The sequence below is a fragment of the Leclercia sp. UBA7405 genome, from assembly GCF_037152215.1.
Lineage (GTDB): Bacteria > Pseudomonadota > Gammaproteobacteria > Enterobacterales > Enterobacteriaceae > Enterobacter > Enterobacter pneumoniae.
Genome location: NZ_JBBCMR010000001.1, coordinates 242,419 through 259,731, shown reverse-complemented (window position 1 = coordinate 259,731; position 17,313 = coordinate 242,419). Strand labels below are relative to the sequence as shown.

Here is a 17,313-nt window from a genome sequence, read left to right as displayed (position 1 = left end):
CTCTCCCCTTCTCTTCCTCGGGTTAACATTATTTCCACCACTCGCGAAAGTGCTGCGTGGCGCTACTAACATCTACCGGCTCGCCGGGTTCTGGCGTTAACAGCCGATAATTTTTATCTTTACTGGCGCGGGTGAGCTGGATCAACGGGTCGTCCCAGGTGTGCTTAGCCAGCACGAAGCGTCCGTTATGCCCCGGCACCACCGCTTTGGCCTTAATATCCACCGCGGCCTGTGCCGTTTCGTCCGGCTGCATGTGAATGTATTTCCAGTCCTGGTCGTACTGACCGTTTTCCATGATGGCCAGATCCACCTCGCCAAACTGCTCGCCAATAGCGCTGAAGTGCGGCCCGTAGCCAGAGTCCCCGCTGTAGTAAACCTTGCGCTGCGGGGTGACGAACATAAAGCTGCCCCACAATGTCTGGTTACGCTTCAGGCCGCGCCCGGAGAAGTGGCGAGCGGGCAGAACGTGAACGGTGAGTGCATCGCTCACCGGCACCGACTGGTTCCAGTCGCGTTCGTCAATAATGTCCGGGTTCATGCCCCAATAACGCAGGTGTGAGCCCACGCCCAGCGGCGTAATGACACGCTTCACCTTTGGCATCAGTGCCTTGATGGTGGCGTAATCGAGATGATCGTAATGATCGTGAGAGATGATCAGCAGATCGATCTCCGGCATCGCCTCTGCCCGCCACGGGTAGTCCCCGGTAAAGGCTTTATTCAGAAACGAGAAAGGCGCCGCGTAGTTACTGAACACCGGATCAATCAGGATGCGCTTGCCCGCCAACTGCAGATACCAGGAAGAGTGACCCAGCCAGACCAGGGTTTCCTGCTCCAGCGGCAGGCTGGCCAGATCGGTGTTGACCATTGGCAGCGGCGCCGCCGGACGCGCATTTTCGGTTTTGGTCATCAAAAAGCCCCACCATGCCGCCAGCATATTTTTCTGACCGGTATAGCCCGGCGTTGGCAGGGTGTTGTGGAACTGGCCGTCGCGGTAGTGAGGAGAGGCCTCCACTTCGCTTAGCTGTGCGCCCTGAGGCGGTTGTCCAAAACCCGCATTGAAGACAAAAGGCAAACTCGCCGCTGACGCAAGAATCATGACCAACACCACGCTTACAATGAGAGGTTTCTTCATATCCCGACCCGATTTCGCGCTCCATCCGATGGTATGCGCGGGCAAAACTTGATTATGAGTGAGTAAGCACTCATTATAGGAGTGAATAGAATGTCGTCAAGACGTTTTCAATCTTTGACATTCCGCGTTGCAGCCATATGAAACGCATGCTTCAATACGCTTTTTTACAATTGACACGGGAGGATATTTAGTGGCACGTCCGAAAAGCGAAGATAAGAAACTGGCGTTACTGGAGGCGGCAACGGCTGCATTTGCCCAGTCTGGCATTGCCGCCTCGACGGCATTAATTGCCCGTAACGCGGGGGTCGCTGAAGGGACTCTGTTTCGCTACTTTGCTACCAAAGACGATCTGCTGAATGCCCTCTATCTGCACCTGAAGCAGGATCTCTGCCAGTCGATGCTGGCGAACCTTGATCGCACCATCACGCTGCCAAAAGAATATACGCGTAATATCTGGAACAGCTACGTTGAATGGGGTATCCGCAATCCGGTCTCCCACGCGGCCATTCGCCAGTTGGGCGTCAGCGAGAAAATCAACAATGAGACCGAGCAGGCCGTAAAAGATATGTTCCCGGAGCTGCATGAGCTTTGCCGCCGCTCTATCCGCCAGGTCTTTATGTCTGACGAGTTCCGCACCTTTGGCGATGCCATTTTCTTATCCCTGGCCGAGACCACGATGGAATTTGCCACCCGCGATCCCTCTCGCGCCGTGGAATTTAAATCGCTGGGCTTTGAGGTGATGTGGCGCGGCCTCGCCTCGGAGGAGGACAATGGATAGTCGTACCTTGCAGGAGCAGGCCAAAAAAGTGGCGCTGGAGCTCCCCTTTACGGAACACTGCTGGCCGTTTGGTCCGGAGTATGATGTTTTTAAGGTGGGCGGGAAAATATTTATGCTGATGGGCGTGGCGCGCGGGCGGGCGCACGTGAGCCTGAAAGCCGATCCAGAAAAATCCCTGCTCAACCAGGCCATCTACCGCAGCCTGGAGCCGGGGTATCACCTGAACAAAAAACACTGGATCTCCCTCTATGCCGGCGATGATATTACCCCTGAGCTGGTTACCGATCTGGTGCTGGACTCCTGGCATCTGGTCGTGGATAAACTGCCCAAACGTGACCAGAAGCGTATTCGCCCTCAGTGATTGTTCGCCTCAGGCGAACAGTTTAAGCGCATTTAACGCACTTATCATTTCACGTTTCCCCTGGTAATCTGCTCAGCTTACGCCTCGCTGAGGGGCGGATCTTATTCACCAGGAGCTGTTATGGATATTATTTCTGTTGCTTTGAAACGCCACTCCACCAAAGCCTTTGACCCGAGCAAAACCCTGACAGACGAGCAGGTAGAGAAGGTGAAAACCTTGCTGCAGTACAGCCCGTCCAGCACCAATTCCCAGCCGTGGCACTTTATCGTTGCCCGTACGCCAGAGGGCAAAGCCCGCGTGGCAAAATCGGCCGCGGGCGGTTTTGTTTTTAACGAACGCAAAATGCTGGACGCGTCGCTGGTGGTGGTGTTCTGCGCCAAAACTGCGATGGACGACGCCTGGCTGGAGCGCGTAGTAAACCAGGAAGAGGCCGATGGCCGCTTCGCCACCCCAGAGGCCAAAGCCGCCAACCATAAAGGCCGCACCTTCTTTGCCGATATGCACCGCAAAGATCTGAAAGATGACAACCACTGGATGGAGAAACAAGTCTACCTGAACGTGGGTAACTTCCTGCTGGGCGTGGCGGCGCTCGGACTGGACGCCGTGCCAATCGAAGGCTTTGATGCCGCGGTACTGGACGAAGAGTTTGGCCTGAAAGCGCAGGGCTTCACCAGCATCGTGGTGGTGCCGGTGGGCTATCACAGCGTGGAAGATTTCAACGCCTCCCTGCCGAAATCTCGCCTGCCGTTAAGCACTATCGTGACCGAGTGCTAAAAGCAAACGGGCCGCACTCTGCGGCCCGTTACAATTTTACCTTACTGATCACCAGCCTGCGATGTGGATGCACATTTTTATCGTCACCCCATGCAAAGGTAATCCACCGCGCCTCCAGTTCAGCGTAAGATGCTACGGGCGTTAATTGCCAGACCTCCCCGACTGTGCCGTCTGCTACGCTAATCTGATACTGCATGCTGTACGCCCAGTCGATCATCCGCAACCAAAAACGCTGGCCATCGCCGGTCTGTTCGCTGTCTGATACCACAATGTCGTACTCATTTAAGAGCCACTGGAAAAAAAGCTGCGGAAACCCGCTAATGACAGGCTGATGAACCGTACGCGGGGTACGCCAGACCATAACCTGAGTGGCTGCCCCGTGGGGAAAGGTGATCTCATTTTGAAATTGCAACTTAACGGCATAGGCCGTATAGGGCTGCCCCTCATCCGTTGTCACTATCCGGTATTCGTCCCCATAAAGGGATTTTAAGAGGCGATAGCCGACAGGCAGGACAAAACCCGGCAGCGCGAAGGCTGCGGTACCGCGGGCCAGAAAGGCTTCCGTATGTTCGATATTACGGGCGATAAGCCCCAGCTTCTGGCTGAATTCAGCAGATTCAATCATCAGTGGCGACATGGGGGTTGTTGCTCATTTCGTCATTATAGGCCACTTTACTTTCCATCGAAATGACGGAAGTTCAGTGAGTTATTTTGTTAACGCAATGAACAATACGCAATTTTTACCGCGCCACCTCAACTCGAATTGATTCCCGGAAAGCGACTCGCAAAAAATTAATTACCGGGTTCGGTGGCGTGCCAAATCCTCTCCGCATAACGCCCCAGCATCGCCAACGACACCGCCAGAATCAGGAAGAACAGCACCTTGTGCATGCCGTCCCAGAAGTATTCGAAATAGCGGGTGTAGAGATTAATCGCGAGGAAGGTCAGGCCGAATCCGCGTAGCATGCCGTCGTCGGTTTTCAGACTGATGTAAATAGCCACCACCGCGGCCACGGCAAAGAGTAACGCCCAGGGGAGTAACGCCGCGCGTGTCACGCCATACCAGTTATCAATATCGTAATTACCGAAAATCGACATGATCCACAGCGCGACGAAGAGATACGTCAGCCCCATCGCCTTACTGGTGGTGTAGAGATGACGCTGGATAAGGGTCTTACGCAGCAGCCAGCAGAGCGCCAGTAATGCCCCACCGAAGAAGATAAACCGCACCGGATAGTTCATGCCCAGCCAGTAAGCTCCCCAGCCGGATACATACCCCGTCTCGGCGCCAAACCAGTTACCCAGCGACAGCAAAAAGAAGAGCCACACCAGCCCGGAACGCCCGAAAAAGCCCACCAGCCCATAGACCGCACACCCCACCAGGAAGAGGGGGGCAAGATGCCCGCTGCCGTTATCCAGCCGTTCGCCCAGCTGCCAGAGGGCGATTGCCGTAAAAAGCACGCCCAGAAAGAGCAGACCTTCAGTGGTGTAGTGCCACTGGGTTTCGTGTCGCTGGCGGGCAAACCCCCACAGGTAAAACCCTACCGCCAGCGCGGCCGGGAGGCCGATGCGGGCCAACGAGGAGAAGGAGAGAAAATCGATTATCCAGGCCATCAGTTCGCTGTCGGCAAACAGGCTGCCGAGGGCGATAATTGCGCAGGCCAGCGCCGTCCAGATGGCGTAGCGGCTCAACCGCTGCCAGTCCAGCACGGTACGTTTTAAGGTTGCAGCCAGCCGCTGATGATCGCTGGCGCTGAGCGCCCCTTCCTGCTCCCACTGGGCCAGCGCCCGGCGTAGCAGACGCTCTTGTTTACGCGTTACCTGCATGTTCAATCCCTGAAGCCGATAGAGTTAACTGAGTATAACAGCCTGTTGAGCCAGCCACGTTAGTGCATGCTCACCCTGCTCATCCACCGGCAGATAGACCAGCAGCCGGGATCCGTTTCGCGGCGCTGAGTACCAGTACATCTGCTGCAGATGAAAATCACCCAGTTCCGGATGGGAAAACAGCTTCAACTGGTTTTCTACGCCACGCACGTCGTAGCGCTGGTGCCACAAGGCTTCGAACTCCGCCGAGACCGCAAAAAAGCGCGCCAGCTGAGCTTCCCAGGCGGGATCGCCGCGATGCTCGGCCATCGCCGCGCGGAAATAAGAGACAAAAATCGCCAGCACGTCATCACGCCTGCCGAGGCGGGCCTGCCATGTGGGATGGGTCAGGTAGAGGTAAATACAGTTGCGATCCTCCGGCGGGATAGTATTGAAATCCACCCCCATCAGATGCCCAAAACTGTCGTTCCAGGCCACGATGTCAAAGTTCGGTTTCTGGATGCTGGCCGGTTTCGGCATCAGGGTATCCAGCAGGCGCCTCGTGCCCTCGCTTATCCCCTCGCACGGCAGCGTTTGCGGCGCTTCCCCCGGCGGCAGTCCGGCCAGCACAAACAGATGACGCGTCTCGGTAGGGGTACATTGTAGCGCCTTTGCCACCGCCGCCATCACCACGCCTGAGGGGTTGACGTCCCTACCCTGCTCCAGCCAGGTGTACCAGGTCACGCCCACGTCTGCCAGCATCGCCACCTCTTCCCGGCGTAGCCCTGGGGTACGCCGGCGGCCACTGCGCGGCAGCCCCAGCCGCTGCGGATCGAGGCTTTCGCGGCGGGAACGTAAAAACGCGCCAAGCTGTTTACGGTTCTCTTCCTGTAACGAAGGGAGGGGGTCTGCTATCAACGCCATACATCACTCCTGCGTGGTAGTGCCAGTACCAGTATAAGCAGGAACTGGTACCCGTTTATCAGATCGTTGATGCTACGTCCCTCAGCTGTTACATGCAATGGAGTTACCATGAAAACCTCTGCCGTTTCACCGGGGCGCGCCGGCCTCATTTTACTGCTCACCGGCCAGATGTTGCCGCTGATTGACACCTCGATCACGAACGTCGCGCTGGACTCCATCACGCATTCGCTGCACGCCAGCGCGACCGAACTGGAGTTAATCGTCGCCCTGTATGGGGTCGCTTTCGCCGTCTGCCTGGCGCTCGGTAGCAAACTGGGGGATAACCTTGGTCGCCGTCGTCTGTTTATGACCGGGGTGGCGATATTCGGCCTGGCCTCACTGCTTTGCGGTATAGCAGGCAGCGTGTCGCAACTGCTGGCCGCCCGGGTGGTGCAGGGTGCTGGCGCGGCGCTGATCATGCCGCAGATCCTGGCCACCCTGCACGTCACGCTAAAAGGCAGCGCCCACGCGAAGGCCATTAGCCTGTTTGGCGGCATAGGGGGGATTGCTTTTATTGTCGGCCAGATGGGTGGCGGCTGGCTGGTATCAGCAGATATTGCCGGGCTGGGCTGGCGTAACGCCTTCTTTATCAACGTGCCCATCTGCCTGCTGGTGCTGACATTAAGCCGTCAGTACATTCCGGAGACGCATCGTGATACCCCGTCGCGCATCGACTGGCAAGGGACGGTGTTGCTGGCCGCGATCCTCTGTTGCCTGCTGTTCCCGATGGCGCTCGGCCCTCAGTGGCACTGGGCATGGCCGCTTAAGGCCGCGCTTATCGCCATCATCCCGCTTGCGGGGCTGATGATTATCAGCGCCCGGAAAAAAGAGCGTGATCAGGCGCATCCGCTCATCCCCCCGCGCCTGATGCAGCTTCACAGTATCCGTTTTGGTGTACTGATTGCGATGCTGTTTTTCAGCGTCTGGTCCGGATTTATGTTCTGCATGGCGCTGACCATGCAGACCGGGCTGGGGATGGCGCCCTGGCAGTCGGGCAACAGCTTTATCGCCCTCGGGGTGACCTATTTTGTCTCGGCGTGGTTTGCCCCGCGCCTGATCGCCCGCTACAGCACAAGCACCATTCTGCTGATGGGGCTGGGGATTCAGATGGTCGGCCTGCTGGCCCTGATCGCGACCTTCCGTTACTGGGGGCTGCACAATACTGCCCTGACGCTGGCCCCCGCCACCGGGCTGGTGGGCTACGGCCAGGCGCTGATTGTGAACAGCTTTTATCGCATGGGGATGCGTGATATCGGACCGGACGACGCCGGCGCGGCCAGCGCCATTCTTAGCACCTTGCAACAGGCCGCGCTGGGGCTGGGCCCCGCTATATTTGGCGCGATCTTGTTGCACGCGCTGCAGACGCATGGGGGCGATTATGCCAGGGCAATTAACGTCTTCCTGCTGGTGGAAACGGCCATGATGGGAATACTTGCCGCGGCCACGCTCCGCCTGCGCCATCGCCTGAGTGCGACAGTCCCGGCGGGCTGCACCGCCGTGAAATAACCCTCTCCTGCATAACGTCGCGGTTTGCATAATAAATTCGCAGCCGTCATCATGTAGCCGCATCAATACAGGAGACGTTATGCAGGAATTCATTGCTCAGGTCGAAGAGTTAGGCATTGAAATTAATCACACCACCTCGCTGGTGATTATTTTTGGCATTATTTTTCTTACCGCCCTCATTATTCATCTTATTTTACACAAGCTGGTGCTGCGCATTTTCGAAAAACGGGCGCAGGCCAGCAGCCATTTATGGCTGCAGATTATTACCCAGAATAAATTATTTCACCGCTTAGCCTTTACCCTGCAGGGGATTATCGTCAACGTGCAGGCGGTGTTATGGCTGCAGCGTGGCAGCGAAGCGGCTGAAATACTCACCACCTGCGCAAAACTGTGGGTGATGGTATACGCCCTGCTCGCCTTCTTCTCCCTGCTGGATGTGATTTTCAACCTGTCGCAAAAGCTGGCGACCGCCTCGCAACTGCCGCTGAAAGGGATCTTCCAGGGTATAAAGTTAGTGAGCGCAATCCTGGTGGGGATCTTAATTATCTCGCTGCTGATTGGTCAGTCCCCCGCGATACTGATAAGCGGTCTGGGCGCGATGGCCGCCGTGCTGATGTTGGTCTTTAAAGATCCGATTCTGGGGTTGGTCGCCGGGATCCAGCTCTCTGCCAACGACATGCTTAAGCTGGGCGACTGGCTGGAGATGCCGAAATATGGCGCGAATGGCACGGTCACCGACATTGGGCTGACCACCGTAAAAGTGCGCAATTTTGATAATACCATCACCACCATTCCGACCTGGGCCATGGTCTCCGATGCCTTTATCAACTGGAGCGGGATGTCCGCCTCCGGGGGGCGGCGTATTAAGCGCAGCCTGAACATTGATACCACCAGCATCCATTTTCTGGATGCCGGGGAGCAGCAGCAACTGATACAGGCGAAGTTACTGAAGCCCTATATGGCCGCACGCCATGAAGAGATTACGCTGTGGAATCAGGAGAACGGTGAGGGTGAATCGGTACTGAATCTGCGAAAGATGACCAATATTGGCACCTTCCGCGCCTATCTGAATGAATATCTGCGCAACCACCCGCGCATTCGCCAGGATATGACTTTAATGGTGCGTCAACTGGCACCGGAGGCGAACGGTCTGCCCATCGAGATATATGCGTTTACCAATACGGTGATTTGGGCAGAATACGAAGCTATTCAGGCCGATATTTTCGATCATATCTATGCCGTGATTGAGGAGTTTGGGCTGCGTATTCATCAGGCCCCTACCGGTAACGATATTCGTTCGCTGGCAGGCGCCCTGACAAAATAACGATTAGGTACTGGCACGCTCAATATAGTGCCAGTCCATCATCACCCGCTCCGTGGGCGCATCGGGGTTGTCAATCTTGTTCAGCAGCAGTTCCACCGCCTTGCGCCCGATATCCCGCGAGGGTTGTTCGATGGTGCTGAGCGGTGGTGAGACCAGCCCGGCAAGCTCGGTGCCGTCGAAGCCGGCCACGGCGATATCGTCAGGTACCCGTAAACCCGCCTGCTCAATGGCGCGCAGCGCCCCGGCGGCAAGGGTATCGGAAACGGCAAAGACCGCATCCGGTCGGGTGGGTGCTGCCAGCAGCGCTTCCATCGCCGCCATGCCTGCCGCCGAACTCAGCTCGCTGGCATACTCCACCGCCTGATACTCCAGATCCCGCAGATGCAGCACGCTCTTATAACCGCGCTCGCGCAGGCGGGCATACTTGTAGCTGAGATCGTGGTTAATCAGGGCTATGCGCTGCCGGCCGGCGTCAGCCAGACGGCTGACCACGTGCTGTGACGCATCCACATCGTTAATACCGACGCAGGAGACCGCCCCGGCATCGGCATATTCGGCGCATTGCACCCAGGGTGCCTCGCCAATCAGCGCCGCCAGTTCGTTCAGGCGTGAGAACGCATCCATAGTAATGACCCCGTCGACCATCTTGCCCGACAGCAGGCTCAGGCCCGAGCGTGAACGTTCGATATCCGAGCCGGAGTTACAGAGCAGAATGCGAAAACCATTCTTTTCCGCCTCCTCTTCGATGCCCTTTACCACCTCGGCACAGAAAGGGTTTGCGATGTTCGAGACCATGACCAAAATCATGTAGCTGCGCGCAGTACGCAGCTGGCGCGCCAGCAGGTTGGGCTGGTAATTGGCCTCTTTTATCGCCTGCAAGACGCGGTCGCGGTTTTTGGCTTTGACGGTATCGCTGTTATTAAGCACGCGCGAGACCGTCGCGACCGACACGCCCGCCAGCCGGGCGATTTTCTGAATGGACATAACAACGAGTGATCCTGCAGTTGAGATTCCCGGCAGGCTATCATAAATTCGCGGCCCGGCGTACCGGGCTGCGTGTTACACGGCGACTTTCACCCAGCGTTGCTGCTGATGGCTCTGCACAATGGCATCAATGATGTGCATCACATTGGCGCCGTCGTGGAAGGTGGCAAACAGCGGCTGCGCAGGCATTGCCCCGGCCTGAACGGCGCGATAGAACTGCGCCATCATGTTCTTAAAGGCATCCGGCCAGCCTTCAATGTGCCCGCCAGGGAAGTGGGCGCTGTCGGCGGCGTCCGGGTGCATAAGGCCTGGGTCGTCGGTCAGCAGCTGGTTGGCCTCGGCGCGACGACCAATCCATAGCTGCTGCGGCACCTCCTGGTCCCAGGCCAGCGCGCATTCGCTGCCATTAATTTCGACGCTGAGGCGGTTTTTGCGCCCTGCGCTCACCTGCGAGACGCTGAAAGAGCCTTTACTGCCGTCGTCAAAGCGGAACAGCACCGAACCAAAATCCTCCGTGGTAACGGGTTTATCTTCATACTCCGCCTCGGCTGTGTGGCTGAAGGTCTGATTGCCGGCAACGTTCGCCTTACGGGTTGGCCAGACGATGGCGAGATCGGCCATCACCTCGGTAATGCGGCGGCCAGTGATAAACTGCACCGTATCGCACCAGTGAGAGCCGATATCCGCCACCGCGCGCGACGCGCCGCCGAGCGCGGCATCCACCCGCCAGTTGTAGTCGGTTTCCAGCAGCATCCAGTCCTGCAGATAGCTACCGTGGGCGGCAAAAAGCCGCCCGACAGTGCCGTCGCGCACCATGCTGGCCGCCTGGCGTACCATCGCAAACTGGCGATAGACAAAGCTCACCCCGTGGAGCACCCCGGCCTGCTCGGCCAGCGTCACCAGCTCGCGGGCCTCTTCCGGGGTCATGCACAGCGGCTTTTCTGAGAAGACGTGTTTACCCGCGCGCAGGATCTGGCGGTTAATCTCCGCATGCAGATGGTTCGGCGTGCAGTTATGCACCACGTGCAGATCCGGATGGGCCAGGAGCGCCTCCACGCTGGCGTAGGCGTGGGGAATATTCAGCGCCTGTGCTTTCTCCTGGGCCTGCGCAAACGACCCGTCGCAAAGCGCCACCACCTGCACGCAGCCGAGGCGGCGCAGCGCTTCAATGTGTGCCGGGCCGATAAAGCCGCTGCCGATAATGCCAACGTTAATCATCACTCTCTCCTGCCGCGAAATCATCAAAGGCGCGCGCCGAAACGGGGATGATATGTCGGGAGATAAACTCGCGGCCTTCCCGGGCGCCGGTGTCGCCATCCTTCAGGCAGCACTCCCACTCCAGCACCGCCCAGCCGTCATAATCGTACTGGGTCAGCTTGCTGAAGATGCCCTTGAAATCCACCTGCCCATCTCCCGGCGAGCGGAAGCGCCCGGCACGGTTGATCCAGCTTTGATACCCGCCATAGACGCCGCTGCGTCCGTTCGGGCGGTACTCCGCATCCTTCACGTGGAACGCCTTGATGCGGGTATGGTAGTGATCGATAAAGGCCAGATAGTCCATCTGCTGCAACAACAGGTGGCTGGGATCGTAGAGCATGTTGCAGCGCGGGTGGTTATCCACCAGCGCCAGGAAGCGTTCAAAGGTCACCCCATCATGCAGATCTTCCCCTGGGTGGATCTCGTAGCAGACATTGACCCCCTGCTCATCAAACGCATCCAGAATGGGACGCCAGCGTCGCGCCAGTTCGCTGAAGGCATCGCGGAAGCGCGCTTCGTTGTGGGGCGGCCAGGGGTACATCCACGGCCAGGCCAGCGAGCCGGAAAAGGTGGCGTGGGCGGTAAGCCCGAGTCTGGCCGACGCCACCGCCGCCTGTTTTAGCGTTTGGGTCGCCCACGCCTGACGCGCTCCGGCATTCCCCCGCACGGCCTGTGGTGCAAAGTGATCAAAGGCGTCATCGTAGACGGGATTAACGGCAATCAATTGCCCTTCCAGATGCGTGGACAGCTCGCTGACCTCCAGCCCAAACTCGGCCAGCTTTCCGCGGATTTCATCGCAGTAAGTCTGGCTGGCTGCCGCCTGCGCCACATCAAATATCGCCGGATGATTACAGGGGATTTGCAGCGCTTTGTAGCCCTTCTCCGCCGCCCAGCCTGCCAGCCCGTCCAGGGTGTTAAAGGGGGGGTGCCCCCCGATGAACTGCGACAGAAAAATACCCGGTCCTTTAATTGTCCTCATACCCCCTCCCGTTATTACGCCTTGTCATCTTCATATTTGAATGAGACAAGGAAAATCAGTGCGATCGCGGCAGCGGCTACCGCCGGGATCCACCAGAATGTGACCCACGCCGCTGGCACGGGTTCACCCGCCACCAGGCGGTTATAGAGCGCGCCAGAAATCTGCGAGCCGAGCAGCATGCCGATACCGTAAGTGAACATCACGATCATGCTCTGCGCCTGCCCTTTTACCTTTTCACCCGCCACGCGGTCGGTGTAGATAAAGCCCACCACGAAGAAGAAGTCGTAACAGACACCGTGCAGAAGAATGCCGAGATAGAGCAGGATCCGCCCCTCTTCACTGACCCCCAGCGCAAACATGGCATAGCGGACAAACCAGGCCAGCATGCCGATCAGCAGCATGTACTTCACCCCAAGACGACGGAACAGCAGCGGGATCACCAGCATGAAGAAGATTTCGGACATCTGTCCGAAGGACATGGCGGTACTGACGTCGGCAATACCGGCGTCGGCCAGGTACGACGCGGTGTAGGCGTAGTAGGTCCCAAGGGGTACAGAGATCAGCATTGCGCACAGGGAGAAAATAAAGAAGTGACGCGTTTTCAGAAGCGCAAACGCATCGGCGCAGAAGAGGTCGCGCACCTTGACCGGCAGCCCTTTGGCGGGCGCAGGCGTATGCGGCAGCGTCAGGCTATAGAGCGCCAGCAGCACGGAGCTTACCGCCGCCACCTGGAAGATGGTGACGCTGGAGGCGACGCCCGTCACCCCGATAAAGATCCCCGCCACAATCCAGCCGATGGTGCCAAACACGCGTACCACCGGGAAGGTTTTATCGACGTTCGCCAGGCTATGGAAAGCAATGTTATTGGTTAAGGCAAGCGTAGGCATATAGCAAAGCGTGTAGCCGAACAGCAGGCCAATTAACAGCGCGCCGTTTTCCGCCACCAGTGCCCCGGGGACGAACATCAGGATCACCGCCCCGGCGAGGTGCATCACCGCCATCACTTTTTGCGAGGCGAAGAAGCGGTCAACTAACATGCCGAGCACAAACGGCGACAAGATTGACGCGATAGGCCCCGCCGAGAATGCGTCACCGATGAGCAGTGACATATTGTGCTGGGTCATTACCAGGCCGAGCGTAACTGACCAGCTCCCCCAGATAAAAAATTGTAAGAACATCATCAGCGACAGGCGCGGCACCAGCATGCGGTGCTGGACTATCGCCTTTCCACGACTTTCAGTTGTTGACACCATGATCTGCCTCACCCTCAAAAGTAATCGATTACAAATTACATCAATTGAAAAGTAATCGATTACAAAAGAAAGATCATGGGGATCGAAACAGAATTGGGAGAGGGGTCACGATAAAGATTCTTATGCGCTGGTGGGGGTTGTGTGCATCCGGAGAAGAGACAAAAAACGGCGATCAGTTAAGCTCAGTAGAATTGTTTCGTTCACCGCATGTTCAGCGGGGATTCAACACCCGTGCCCTGTTCAGGCCGCAGAGTAGCCGGAGGGGGGGACCAGTCCGGCAGAAAATCGCCGAGGCGTTGACCGCAGGCCGGGGCGAGGCGCAGGGATGCGCCGAGAGGGCGCGACCTACAGGGATGTAGGATCGCGCCCGACCCGACAGCCGGAGGGAGAAAGCCGAGGACAAAATTGCCGGGAGCAATTTTGGACAGCACCTGTGCTGGCCCCGAAGGGGTGAGCCCCAGGGATGGGGCGAACAATCCGCGAAGCGGCGATTTTCATTGCCGGGAGCCGGGGTAGCCAGGGGGGAGGCGGCGAGCCCCCCTGGCACGTTCACCGCAGAGGTACCGGCATAAAGCAGAGATGCCTTAGTGAACGGAACCTTTCCACTTGAGTGACATAGAAATACCGAATTGCTTAACTGCCCGGCATGACACTCTACGTTGCCATTCCCCTTAACCCCCTGCCGTTACTTTTTACGCGACAGCTTAAACGCCACAAACAAAAACACCACCCACACCGGTAACAAAATGGCTGAAGTACGCATACCATCCATGGTGCACATCAGCACCAGGATCATCGCCAGGAAAGCGATACAGAGGTAGTTACCCGCCGGGTAAAGCAGGGCCTTAAACTGCGTTTCACGCCCTTTACGGCGCATCGCCGCGCGAAAACGCAGGTGTGCCAGGCAGATCATCACCCAGTTCAGCAGCAGCGTAGCGACCACCAGTGCCATCAGCAGGCCAAAGGCATCATGCGGCAACAGGTAGTTAACCAGCACCACCAATGACGTAATCGCCCCGGAGAGGATCAGCGAATTCACCGGCACGCCGCGACGGCTGACCCGGGTCAGGAATTTCGGCGCATTGCCCTGCACGGAGAGACCAAACAACATCCGGCTATTGGAGTAAACGCCGCTGTTATAGACCGACAGCGAGGCGACCAGGATAATAAAGTTCAGCGCAGAGGCCACAACGTTGCTGTTCAGATCGTGGAAAATCATCACGAACGGGCTACTGTCCGATTTCACCTCTACCCACGGATAGAGCGCCAACAGCACCACCAGCGAACCGATATAAAACAGCAGAATACGGTAGACCACCTGGTTTACGGCTTTAGGGATGCTCTTGTGCGGATCCTGCGCTTCAGCGGCGGTGATACCAATCAGCTCCAGCCCGCCAAAGGAGAACATAATGACCGCCAGCGACAGAATCAGCCCTTTCCAGCCGGTCGCCAGGAAGCCCCCGTGCTGCCACAGGTTGTCGATCGATGCCCGTTCCCCGCCATGACCAGAGAACAGCAGCCAGATGCCAAAGCCGATCATGCCGACGATCGCCAACACCTTGATCAGCGCAAACCAGAACTCGGTTTCGCCATACAGGCGCACGTTCACCAGATTGACGGCATTGATGATGATGAAGAAGCCCGCGGCCCAGATCCAGGTCGGCACGTCCGGCAGCCAGTACTGCATATAGATGCCAGCCGCAGTGAGCTCAGCCATGCCCACCAGCACAAACATCACCCAGTAGTTCCAGCCGGAGAGGAAGCCGGCGAACGGGCCCCAGTATTTATAAGCAAAGTGGGCAAAGGAACCGGATACCGGCTCTTCCACCACCATCTCGCCGAGCTGGCGCATGATCAGAAAGGCGATAATCCCGGCGATAGCGTAGCCCAGCAGTACGGCTGGCCCGGCCATTTGAATTGCAGGTCCGATACCGAGAAAAAGGCCGGTACCGATAGCGCCCCCAAGGGCAATGAGTTGAATATGGCGATTTTGCAAACCACGATGCAGCGTCGGAGCCTGTTCCGACGAGGCTTCAGCAGCACCAGTGGCTGAAGCGGATGACGCGTCTTTCACGTCCTACCCCTGTCTCTTTCTAATAGAAGGGGCACCTTTTAACACTTCAGGCAGATGGGAGCAAGTGAATCGCCGGGCAGCGGACGCCGCCCGGCATGCAGAGGTTAAGATCCGATAATGCCGCCGTCCGCTTTGGTGATCACCACCGTCGAGGCGCGCGGGCGTCCGTTCGGATTGGCATCGGGCCAGTTAGAGACGGCGCGCGGGTTAGCCGGATCGGTAATATCATCCCCGCCCTCTCCCGGATGCTGAATATTGATAAACAGCGTGCGGTTATCTGGCGTAAAGGCGATACCGGTGATCTCACAGCCACGCGGTCCCGTCAGGAAACGTCGATAATCATTGGTGCCAGGAATGGTCGCCACCATCTGGTTGTTGCCCATCCCTTCGTACGCTTTCTTATTGATGGTACTGGAGGAGACATCGGTCTGGATCCAGAGCACTCCCTGATGATCGAAGGAGAGGCCGTCGGGGCTGCCGAACTCGGCCCCTTTCATCGTCCCTTTCGCGCGCGGATCGTCGCTCTGGGCGCGCCCCGCCAGCACCAGGATATCCCAGGCAAAACCCTGGGCGGCAGGATCGTTCCCGGCTTCCAGCCAGTGCATAATATGACCGTACTGGTTATTCGCCCGCGGATTCGCCGCATCCGGTGCCGCCTTGCCCTCTTTCCCGCGATCGCTGTTATTGGTCAGCGTGCAATAGACGCTACCGCTGCTGTGTGGATCCACCGCGATCCACTCAGGACGATCCATTTTCGTTGCCCCTACCGCATCGGCGGCCAGTCGGGTTTTGATTAACAGATCGCCCTGGCTTTCAAAGCCCTTGTGCGCATCCAGACCGTTCTGCCCGTAGATCAGCGGGAGCCATTCGCCGCTGCCATCGTCGTTAAAGCGGGCCACGTAGAGCGTGCCCGTTTCCAGCAGACGCATGTTGGCATCGCGGTTCGCCGGGTCGTATTTGTTCTCTGAGATAAATTTATAGATATATTCGAATTTCTGATCGTCACCCATATAGACGACCGCCCGTCCGTCGGCCGCCAGCGTTACCGCGGCCCCCTCGTGCTTAAAGCGGCCCAGCGCGGTGTGTTTACGCGGCGTCGAGGTGGGATTATAGGGATCGATCTCGACCACCCAGCCAAAGCGGTTGGGTTCGTTTGGCGTTTTATCGACGTTGAAACGATCGTCCACTTCATTCCAGCGGTAGGATTCATCGCTATCGCTAATGCCGTAGCGCTTTTCCAGCGCGTTATGATCGCCTTTTTTGACGAAAATATCTGACCAGTTCTCTTCACAGGTGAGATAGGTGCCCCAGGGCGTATGGCCGTTGGCGCAGTTTTGCATGGTGCCCAGCACCTGCTCACCCTGCGGATCGGCTGCCGTTTTCATCAACGGCTGGTGGCACGCCGGGCCGGTAAGCTGCATCGGTGTATTGACCGTGATGCGACGGGCGTAGCCGGAGGGGCGAACGACCTCCCAGCCGCTGTCACCTTTTTTCACTTCGATGACCGACACGCCCATAGCGTTCTGCCCTTTGCGCGCTTTCTCAAGATTCCAGTTCGCCGCGCCGTCGGGGAACAGCATGCCGTTATCGATATACTCGTGGTTCATTGCCAGCAGGCCGTGAGCGGGGTTGTCTTGATTCTGCGGCAGACTGAACCACGCCATGCCGTCGTGGTGCATACCGGCCTGTACCGCCTGCTCCTCTGCCGTGTTACTGGCATCCAGTTTAAAGGCAGGCATATTCCCCTGAATGCCGGTGGCGTCGCCCCAGCGGTAGAATGGCCGCGCAAGATACCCTTCGGGGACCCTGACGCTATCCTCTGTGGACACGGCGATGCTGGTAAAGCCGAGTGAGACCGCCTTCGCCAGCGGTGAGGGCGTAGCAACTGCGGCAAAGGCTTGCTCAGGTTTAATCAGCAGGGGAAACGCGGCTGCGGCTCCGGCAACGGCACCCAACTGCAGAAGACGTCGGCGGGAGAGAAATATCTCCGCTACGCTGGAAAAGGCCGGGTTGGTAGAGGGATTACTGACATCGTCGCGATGTTCTTTTTTAAATACGGACTTAAGAGGTTTACCCACGATGGCTTCCTGTCATTGGCTCGAAAATAGCACGGTGGGAACAC

Annotated in this window: 15 protein-coding genes; 5 read left to right on the top strand and 10 right to left on the bottom strand. The window is 57.7% G+C overall.

What is annotated here, in order from left to right; all coding sequences use genetic code 11:
* Nucleotides 1-28 precede the first annotated feature (28 nt).
* A complete protein-coding gene (locus tag WFN75_RS01225) occupies nt 29-1,132 on the bottom strand; it encodes an MBL fold metallo-hydrolase (protein WP_040076709.1) in 1,104 nt (367 codons plus the stop codon).
* Between the two features lie 190 nt (nt 1,133-1,322).
* Here WFN75_RS01225 and WFN75_RS01220 point away from each other — a divergent pair, with 190 nt between their 5' ends.
* The 3 genes from WFN75_RS01220 to nfsB all read left to right on the top strand — a co-directional run bounded on the left by WFN75_RS01220 (nt 1,323) and on the right by nfsB (nt 3,045).
* Entirely contained in the window at nt 1,323-1,910 is a 588-nt protein-coding gene (locus WFN75_RS01220; RefSeq protein ID WP_336995467.1) for a TetR/AcrR family transcriptional regulator, read from the top strand.
* Nucleotides 1,903-2,271, top strand: a complete 369-nt coding sequence (locus tag WFN75_RS01215; protein WP_040076711.1) for an MmcQ/YjbR family DNA-binding protein — start codon at nt 1,903-1,905, stop codon at nt 2,269-2,271. The genes WFN75_RS01220 and WFN75_RS01215 overlap by 8 nt, the downstream gene beginning before the upstream one ends.
* Nucleotides 2,272-2,391: 120 nt before the next feature.
* Nucleotides 2,392-3,045 (top strand): oxygen-insensitive NAD(P)H nitroreductase, encoded by a 654-nt coding sequence (gene nfsB, locus WFN75_RS01210; protein WP_336995466.1) that lies wholly within the window; start codon nt 2,392-2,394, stop codon nt 3,043-3,045.
* Nucleotides 3,046-3,073: 28 nt separating this feature from the next.
* Here nfsB and WFN75_RS01205 read toward each other — a convergent pair whose 3' ends face one another.
* From WFN75_RS01205 to WFN75_RS01195, 3 genes are all read right to left on the bottom strand, one after another.
* Nucleotides 3,074-3,682 (bottom strand): hypothetical protein, encoded by a 609-nt coding sequence (locus WFN75_RS01205; protein WP_207293151.1) that lies wholly within the window; start codon nt 3,680-3,682, stop codon nt 3,074-3,076.
* A 155-nt stretch (nt 3,683-3,837) separates the two neighbouring features.
* Complete coding sequence (locus tag WFN75_RS01200) at nt 3,838-4,872, bottom strand: DUF2157 domain-containing protein (RefSeq protein ID WP_336995465.1); 1,035 nt, start codon at nt 4,870-4,872, stop codon at nt 3,838-3,840.
* 24 nt (nt 4,873-4,896) lie between these two features.
* Nucleotides 4,897-5,775 carry a helix-turn-helix transcriptional regulator gene (locus WFN75_RS01195; protein WP_046884390.1) on the bottom strand — a complete coding sequence of 293 codons (879 nt, stop codon included), beginning with the start codon at nt 5,773-5,775 and terminating at the stop codon, nt 4,897-4,899.
* 108 nt (nt 5,776-5,883) lie between these two features.
* On the opposite strand from WFN75_RS01195, the gene WFN75_RS01190 reads away from it, so the two are divergent.
* Both WFN75_RS01190 and WFN75_RS01185 read left to right on the top strand, forming a co-directional pair.
* Entirely contained in the window at nt 5,884-7,320 is a 1,437-nt protein-coding gene (locus WFN75_RS01190) for an MFS transporter (RefSeq protein ID WP_336995464.1), read from the top strand.
* A 79-nt stretch (nt 7,321-7,399) separates the two neighbouring features.
* Nucleotides 7,400-8,644 (top strand): mechanosensitive ion channel family protein, encoded by a 1,245-nt coding sequence (locus tag WFN75_RS01185; protein WP_046884392.1) that lies wholly within the window; start codon nt 7,400-7,402, stop codon nt 8,642-8,644.
* Between the two features lie 3 nt (nt 8,645-8,647).
* Here the strand turns inward: WFN75_RS01185 and WFN75_RS01180 are convergent, their stop codons facing one another.
* The 6 genes from WFN75_RS01180 to WFN75_RS01155 form a co-directional block, all read right to left on the bottom strand.
* Entirely contained in the window at nt 8,648-9,628 is a 981-nt protein-coding gene (locus WFN75_RS01180; RefSeq protein WP_207293149.1) for a LacI family DNA-binding transcriptional regulator, read from the bottom strand.
* A gap of 75 nt (nt 9,629-9,703) precedes the next feature.
* Entirely contained in the window at nt 9,704-10,846 is a 1,143-nt protein-coding gene (locus tag WFN75_RS01175; protein WP_336995463.1) for a Gfo/Idh/MocA family protein, read from the bottom strand.
* The gene (locus WFN75_RS01170) at nt 10,839-11,864 is read right to left on the bottom strand and encodes a sugar phosphate isomerase/epimerase family protein (protein WP_327061655.1); all 1,026 of its coding nucleotides are present in this window, start codon (nt 11,862-11,864) and stop codon (nt 10,839-10,841) included. The genes WFN75_RS01175 and WFN75_RS01170 overlap by 8 nt, the downstream gene beginning before the upstream one ends.
* 14 nt (nt 11,865-11,878) lie before the next feature.
* On the bottom strand, nt 11,879-13,117 hold the full coding sequence (locus WFN75_RS01165) for an MFS transporter (protein WP_336995462.1): 1,239 nt from the start codon (nt 13,115-13,117) through the stop codon (nt 11,879-11,881).
* 685 nt (nt 13,118-13,802) lie between these two features.
* A complete protein-coding gene (gene pheP / locus WFN75_RS01160) occupies nt 13,803-15,191 on the bottom strand; it encodes a phenylalanine transporter (RefSeq protein WP_040076723.1) in 1,389 nt (462 codons plus the stop codon).
* Nucleotides 15,192-15,295: 104 nt separating this feature from the next.
* Nucleotides 15,296-17,269, bottom strand: a complete 1,974-nt coding sequence (locus WFN75_RS01155) for a PhoX family protein (protein ID WP_336995461.1) — start codon at nt 17,267-17,269, stop codon at nt 15,296-15,298.
* Nucleotides 17,270-17,313 lie beyond the last annotated feature (44 nt).

Bases quoted from the DNA above. Each gene is read 5' to 3' on its own strand.
- nfsB (WP_336995466.1), top strand. From the start codon at position 2,392: ATGGATATTATTTCTGTTGCTTTGAAACGCCACTCCACCAAAGCCTTT.
- WFN75_RS01195 (WP_046884390.1), bottom strand. From the start codon at position 5,775: ATGGCGTTGATAGCAGACCCCCTCCCTTCGTTACAGGAAGAGAACCGT.
- WFN75_RS01190 (WP_336995464.1), top strand. From the start codon at position 5,884: ATGAAAACCTCTGCCGTTTCACCGGGGCGCGCCGGCCTCATTTTACTG.
- WFN75_RS01200 (WP_336995465.1), bottom strand. From the start codon at position 4,872: ATGCAGGTAACGCGTAAACAAGAGCGTCTGCTACGCCGGGCGCTGGCC.
- WFN75_RS01180 (WP_207293149.1), bottom strand. From the start codon at position 9,628: ATGTCCATTCAGAAAATCGCCCGGCTGGCGGGCGTGTCGGTCGCGACG.
- WFN75_RS01205 (WP_207293151.1), bottom strand. From the start codon at position 3,682: ATGTCGCCACTGATGATTGAATCTGCTGAATTCAGCCAGAAGCTGGGG.
- WFN75_RS01185 (WP_046884392.1), top strand. From the start codon at position 7,400: ATGCAGGAATTCATTGCTCAGGTCGAAGAGTTAGGCATTGAAATTAAT.
- WFN75_RS01215 (WP_040076711.1), top strand. From the start codon at position 1,903: ATGGATAGTCGTACCTTGCAGGAGCAGGCCAAAAAAGTGGCGCTGGAG.
- WFN75_RS01170 (WP_327061655.1), bottom strand. From the start codon at position 11,864: ATGAGGACAATTAAAGGACCGGGTATTTTTCTGTCGCAGTTCATCGGG.
- WFN75_RS01225 (WP_040076709.1), bottom strand. From the start codon at position 1,132: ATGAAGAAACCTCTCATTGTAAGCGTGGTGTTGGTCATGATTCTTGCG.
- WFN75_RS01165 (WP_336995462.1), bottom strand. From the start codon at position 13,117: ATGGTGTCAACAACTGAAAGTCGTGGAAAGGCGATAGTCCAGCACCGC.
- WFN75_RS01175 (WP_336995463.1), bottom strand. From the start codon at position 10,846: ATGATTAACGTTGGCATTATCGGCAGCGGCTTTATCGGCCCGGCACAC.